This window comes from Mannheimia kashgarensis (genome assembly GCF_041807705.1).
In the GTDB taxonomy this organism is placed as follows: Bacteria; Pseudomonadota; Gammaproteobacteria; order Enterobacterales; family Pasteurellaceae; genus Mannheimia.
Genome location: NZ_JBGTYY010000051.1, coordinates 1 through 6319 on the forward strand (window position 1 = coordinate 1; position 6319 = coordinate 6319).

General features: G+C 30.6%; 6 protein-coding genes and 1 pseudogene. All 7 read left to right on the forward strand.

Going from position 1 to position 6319, the window contains the following annotated elements; genetic code table 11:
* Positions 1-200 precede the first annotated feature (200 nt).
* A complete protein-coding gene (locus ACERCF_RS12235) occupies positions 201-455 on the forward strand; it encodes a hypothetical protein (protein WP_373625747.1) in 255 nt (84 codons plus the stop codon).
* A gap of 355 nt (positions 456-810) precedes the next feature.
* Positions 811-1071, forward strand: coding sequence for a hypothetical protein (locus tag ACERCF_RS12240; protein WP_373625748.1), 261 nt, complete (start codon positions 811-813; stop codon positions 1069-1071).
* An 18-nt stretch (positions 1072-1089) separates the two neighbouring features.
* Positions 1090-1323 carry a major capsid protein gene (locus ACERCF_RS12245; protein WP_373625750.1) on the forward strand — a complete coding sequence of 78 codons (234 nt, stop codon included), beginning with the start codon at positions 1090-1092 and terminating at the stop codon, positions 1321-1323.
* A gap of 47 nt (positions 1324-1370) precedes the next feature.
* Positions 1371-2774, forward strand: a complete 1404-nt coding sequence (locus tag ACERCF_RS12250; protein WP_373625752.1) for a hypothetical protein — start codon at positions 1371-1373, stop codon at positions 2772-2774.
* Positions 2775-2784: 10 nt separating this feature from the next.
* Complete coding sequence (locus ACERCF_RS12255) at positions 2785-3081, forward strand: DUF2523 family protein (protein ID WP_373625753.1); 297 nt, start codon at positions 2785-2787, stop codon at positions 3079-3081.
* 4 nt (positions 3082-3085) lie between these two features.
* Positions 3086-4099 (forward strand): zonular occludens toxin family protein, encoded by a 1014-nt coding sequence (locus ACERCF_RS12260; protein ID WP_373625754.1) that lies wholly within the window; start codon positions 3086-3088, stop codon positions 4097-4099.
* Positions 4096-5037 (forward strand): annotated as a pseudogene (locus ACERCF_RS12265) (type II secretion system protein GspD); the annotation flags it as partial. The gene ACERCF_RS12260 and the pseudogene ACERCF_RS12265, both read left to right, overlap by 4 nt.
* Positions 5038-6319: the final 1282 nt, after the last annotated feature.

The following is a 6319-nucleotide window of genomic DNA, read 5'->3' on the forward strand; positions in this document are numbered from 1 at the left end:
AGTTGGCGATGTAATTTTGGTTCCTGCTGAAGACAAGTAATTTAGATAAGGATATTTTCCTTTAAAATCAAATGGTTACAAACATTAAAATGAAAATATCCTTATAAATCAATTAGTTACACTCTGTTTTATTCGCATAATGTTAAGTTACGTTAAATAAAAATAGATTGTTTTTTATTCAAATTTAAAAAGGAAATGTTATGAGTAATATAGATGAATTCATTAAGATTGAATATAAAACTTATGTAGAACGTTGGAATAATTACTATGATAACTCAACTGAATTAAATTTATTATTAGCTAGAGAAAGTGAAAAGATTTTAAGAATTCTTTATGCAATAAAATCAGATGTTAATTTATATGATGATTTGGGTTTTGGTATAGGTTTTTCAGGTTTCTTAGGGTTGTTAAATATTGAATATAACTCAAATAAAAAGGGGCAAGAAAATGATTAATTTTATTGAAATGACTTTTGCTAATTTTATTGGTTGTAGTTTGGCTTTGTTAGTTTTCTATGTATTTTTATTTCAATGAGTAAAAAATGAAGATGATATTTAATTACTTAAAAAGGGAAATGGCTAGTTTTATTTCGAGTGATATCTTTCCATTTTTATTTCTTTGTTATTTTTTTTCTGGCTTCGTTTGTTTCATTTGCTATTGTTTATTCATTTGAATTAGATAGGGTTTATTTTATTTTGATATATCCTATTTTATTTATTCCTGTCTTAATTTCTTTACTTTTGTTTGTTTTTTTGTTTAATAAAATATTTGATACACTTATTTCTTGGGCTAGAGAATGGGCTAGAAAATATGGGGAGTGAAATCGAAATTACAACTAAATTTTGCCATCCTTATATGAATTACGGTGGTGAAAATGGTTGTGATGATATAGTTTTGAAAATTCCACAGCTTGAGGTCGCAAAACTGCAAACAGTGGAAGTTTCAAATGGCGAAGCAGTAAAAATTGAATATTATCCTGAAATTTTTTCTGCTTCATTTTCTATAACGTTGCTCTTTTGGTTAATTTCTAAATTCGGATCATTGATTTTAGATACCATAAAAATAGCGTAATTTAGAAGGGTAAACATTATGTTTAAATTTTTAAGAAAAACAAGTGTAAAACTTGCAGTTGTAACAGCAGGTTTATTTGCTTCTACAATGGCGTTAGCTGAAACAAAAGCCGTTGATTATACTGCATTAACATCATCAATTGACTTTAGTTCAGCGATTACTGCTGTCCTTAGTGTTATTGCTTTAGTAATTGGTGCTTTGGTTGCTTGGAAAGGCGGTCAATGGATTATTAAAGCTGTTCGTGGTGCATAAATGGGAAAGGGAGCTTAGCTCCCTTTTTCATAGGGAAATAGTATGACTTGGCAAATGATATTTTTTCTTTGGGGTTTATTATGTGCTTACGCTGTTATTCGTGGAATAGATGGTTAGTTTTTCTTTTAATGGCTTTATTTGTATCTGTAGCAAATGCAAATACTTATACAACAGATAACATCAATAAAATTCTATTAAAAGATAAGTTGCAGAAAATGTTTGATATTTCATATAGTGCAACAAAAAATCTACCGATGACTTTAGATGACGCAAATGCTTTAAAAAAAGCTAATTTGTTGCGTTCTATTGCTCAAAAATCTGCTCGTACGGCATTAGCATTAGGTAAAAGGCACCCTGTAACGGCACTTGGCGTAGCTTTAGGTGCTGATGTTTTAGTAGATGGTTTAATTGATGAAGCCTTTCAGAAATTCACTTCTGCAGAAAAAGATGACAAAGGTTTTTATGTATGGGTGAATAATTCTGATACAGGATTGAGAGAAAAGTTTTACCTAGATGAACAACCTACAGAAAAACAGCCATTGTTTGTTTATAGACAAGAAAATGAGGTGGTTTTCTTTTGGGAAAGTAGCAGATATAAAGAATGTAGAGATCAAGATTTTGATGTGGTTTTTGATTGTGCGTTAGATAAAGCAGAAGAAGATTTCAGAAATGAAAGTTATTTTAATATTAGTAATGTTCAAGCTTCTGCTTCATCAATAATAGAAGAAAATGATAATTTTAAAAAATATGAATTAACGATCTCTTACTGTCTATTGGATAATTGTAGTTTTAGTGAAAGTTCTGAATTGAAGTTTAATAGAGAAAAGACAGAAGTTACTGTTAATAAAAAATATAAAGCTATTCCAGGTGGTGATCGTGGTGTATTAGTTAAAAGTTTATCTAGTGAAAAACCATTTATCCAATCTGCTGATGATATAAGTATTTTTCTTAATAAATTAATCAAATTAGATAGTCAAGATTTTACAGAAGAAGAAAGAAAAGTAATGGATTATGCATTTTCTCCATTTGTTGTTTCTCAAGTAATTCCTACCACAACTCTGACTAAAGATGATATTTTAGATTTTAAATATAGTGAAGATATGTTTGATAAACCCCAAAAAATAATTTCAACAAATGGGGGAGCAAATACATCATCAGGCAACACATCATCAAACAATGATGATTATAATGGTTCTCCAAATTACCCTAATTTAGAACCGCCTACGGCTTACGAAATTTTAGAGCCTTTCAAAGAATTTTTCCCTGAATTTCAAAATATAAATATTCAAGGACGTGGAGCTGTTTGCCCAACTTGGTCTTTTGAAGCGTTAAAACAAACATATACTATAGATGGGCATTGTCCAATTCTTGAAAAAAATAGAAATGTTCTTTCTGTTTTATTTATCTTAATTTGGTCAATTATTGCAGTAAGAAAATTATTAGGTGCATAAGGGTAATTTTATGGGCAGTTTGATTATTAGATTATTTAGTGGTTTGCTTGAGTTTGTTTTTAAAGGTGTTGTTGCTAAATTTTTTGTATTCTTTGCATTGTTTTATATAACTACTGAATTTATACCTGTTGTTATAGATTTATTCATTCCACAAAATTTAAAGGTTAATTTTCAACAATTATTTAATGGTTTGCCGAATGATATGTGGTATTTTTTGGAGTTATTAGAAATTCCTTTTGGAATATCACTTTATATTTCTGCAATGCTTGCAAGATTTATTATTAGAAGAATACCATTAATAGGGTAGTATTATGGCAATATTAGCGTATGTAGGTATTCCTGGAAGTGGTAAATCTTACGAAGTTGTCAGTTCAGTAATTTTAGAACACTTTAAAAAGGGTCGTCGTATTGTAAGTAATATTGAAGGCGTTACTCATCAAAAATTATTCGATTTTTGTGTGGCAAATGGAACGGAGCCAAAAGATTTAGGTGAGTTTATTAGTGTTGATGATGAAACTTGCCAAAGAGCTGATTTTTTTCCATATAAAGGGGCTGATACTACTATTTGCAATGCAGGTGATTTAATTTGTATTGATGAAGTTTGGAGAATTTTTCCAAGTGACAAAATACACGAAAATCACCGTTCTTTTTTAGCTGAGCATAGACATTTTACAGATCCTGTTACTGGGGTTTGTTGTGATTTGGTTGTTATCAATCAGTCGGTTGCTCAATTACCTAGATTTATCAAAGATCGTATAGAAATGACTTATCAAATGTCAAAACTTACAGCTTTAGGTATGCGAAATCGTTATCGAGTTGATGTTTTTACAGGTGCTAAGACGACAAAAACAAATAGAACGTTACAACTTCAGCGTAAATATGATAAGGCAATTTTTAATTTGTATAAAAGCTATGATGGCGTTAATGGGAAAGAGAATGTTGTTGATGATAGGGGGAATATTTTTAAATCCTTTCAGTTTAAGTTGATGATTGTTTTAGTTTTGCTATTAGCTATCTTTGGATATTACGGCTTTACCTCTTTCTTTTTAGGTAATGAGCCTAATTCAAAAGAAGAAGCTAGAGAAATAGAGAACAGTAATGTTTCGAAAATCGAGAAAGTTCCTGTTTATGTGGCACCTAAATTATCTGAAAAATGGAGAATAACAGGGGAATTAAAGAAAAATGGGAAAGAGTTTGTAATTTTAGCAGATACTCAAGGACGGTTACGTTTTGAGCCAAGAAGTGCCTTTAATTATAGTGGTCGTATGCTTGAAGGAAAAATTGACGGTGAATTAGTTAATTATTATTCAGGGGGAATAAAATGAAATTTTATTTAACTGCACTTATTACATTAATTACAATTTCTGCAACGGCTAAGAATGTTGATTTTAAACTTGAAGCAGTTCCTTTACCGAAAGCAATTTCAATAATTTATGATGAAGTTCTTGAAAAGCCTTATATGTTAGATCCTAAGCTTGCAGGAGATACAAGACTTATTAGCTTTCACACCACAGAAAAACAAAATTTTAATGACTTTATTCAACGCTATTTTGACAATATGAACATTAAAATTTATGAGAAAAAAGGTGTTGTTTATGTTGCTCATATTGAGCCAAAACCAATAAAGATTGTAAAACGTAGTTTTGTATATAATCCTGTTTATAGAGATGTAGAGTATCTTGCGAGTTTTTTACAAGGTGGGGAAGGTCAAGTTTCCGCAAGTGGTGATAAACTAGTTTATTATGGTACACAAGACGACATTAACCGAGTAAAAAGTATTTTAAAAGCAGTTGATACCAAAACCCGTGAAGTTGTGGTAACTGGTTATCTATTTGAAGTTCAAACAGAAGAAAAGCAGGGAAGTGGTATTAACTTCCTTGCTAAGTTATTATCGGGGAAATTAGGGATCTCTATTGGAGTTAAACAGAATTATGAAAATTTTATAACAGTTAATGCAGGCAATTTAGATGCAATGATTGAGTTATTTAGAACAGATAGCCATTTCAGGGTAATTAGTTCCCCAACATTACGAGTTAAGTCGGGTTCAACGGGTAATTTTTCTGTAGGTTCTGATGTGCCTGTATTAGCAAATATCACTTATCAAGATGTTAGAGCAGTCCAAGCTATTGAATATCGTTCGTCTGGTGTTATTTTTGAGATAACTCCGATTATTAAAGCAAATGCTATTGACTTGAAAATTCAGCAACAGCTTTCTAATTTTGTGAAAACTGAAACAGGGGTAAATCAATCACCAACATTATTAGTTGCAAGTCAAAGAAATTTGATCTTCATCACATACTTTTTTGTTCTAGTTTTGTATACTCAGCACACATACTTTATATTATGGAGAATATCTATGAACAAGATCTTAAAACTGCTATTAGTTGTAACACCATTTTCTATAGTTGGTTGTGCAGATATGCTTGAAGCTAGTCAAAATTTAAGGGAAAGTTTGAATAAAACTATCGGTTCTTCAAGTTCTTCTACTGTAATTTCTGAGACCCCATCTCAAATTTGTCAAGCATACAGAGATAATAGCGTAAATGCTTCTAGGTTATATAAAGATAAAAGAATTTCGTTTAAAGCAAAAGCATTAAGTATTAGTGGTGATGAATTTTATGGTGGAGCTGTAACATTCAAAATAAAAGATACTCAGATTACATTTGTAATAAGAGATGTTGATAAAATATCAAAAGTGGTAAAAGGCAAAACCTATACAGCGACAGGTACAATTCATCAACTACAAAATGCTGTAGATTCAATGGATTCAAAAATAAAGTGTGATATTGTTGTTGTGGGTGATACTCTCATTTGAACTTTAATAGAAAGTTAAAAAGTAATCGGAACTTGTTTCCGATTATTTTTTGACTTGAACAACCGTAGCGAAGCGGAGGGCGTTAGCTAGATAATAGGTTCAAAAACGATATAAAATAGGCAGTTAAACAAGGCTACGCCCACAGCTGTGCGAGGACGTGGCCTTGTTTAGCTGCCTTTAATATAAGAAATTTTAAATGCTATATGAATGAATTTACATATTTATTAACAGATGAACAATTTCAACCAGAAATTGACAGTGTTATAGATACATTCCTAATTATGAATATCAAAAGTATATCTGATCTAGGAACTCATTTAGGGAATATCTATTTTATACTATGCTACGCTTTAGCAGGTATCTTAACAGACGATAATAACCGAGATCTTAGAGATAAACTGATTGTTACAGTTGAAGATATGGGTAATGGTAAAGAAGAGTTCGTTTTTTTTGATTATTTGTATGAATTTCTGCAGTACTGTTTGTCAAAACAGTATATAACAAAAGATGAATTTAAATTTCTGTCAAAATTTAGATTTTTCTATGTTCATAATGAACATTACAGAATTGTTTAGAAAACACTCAATTAAAAACTAGCAACTAATTTCGCATAATGCTTTACAGGTTATGTTACAATTCGAGTGCAGTACAATAGGGCTTGTCCCACTGCACGAGAATTTACACATAACCTGTTGTTATGCGAAATTATGGCTAATATTACCTTATCTCA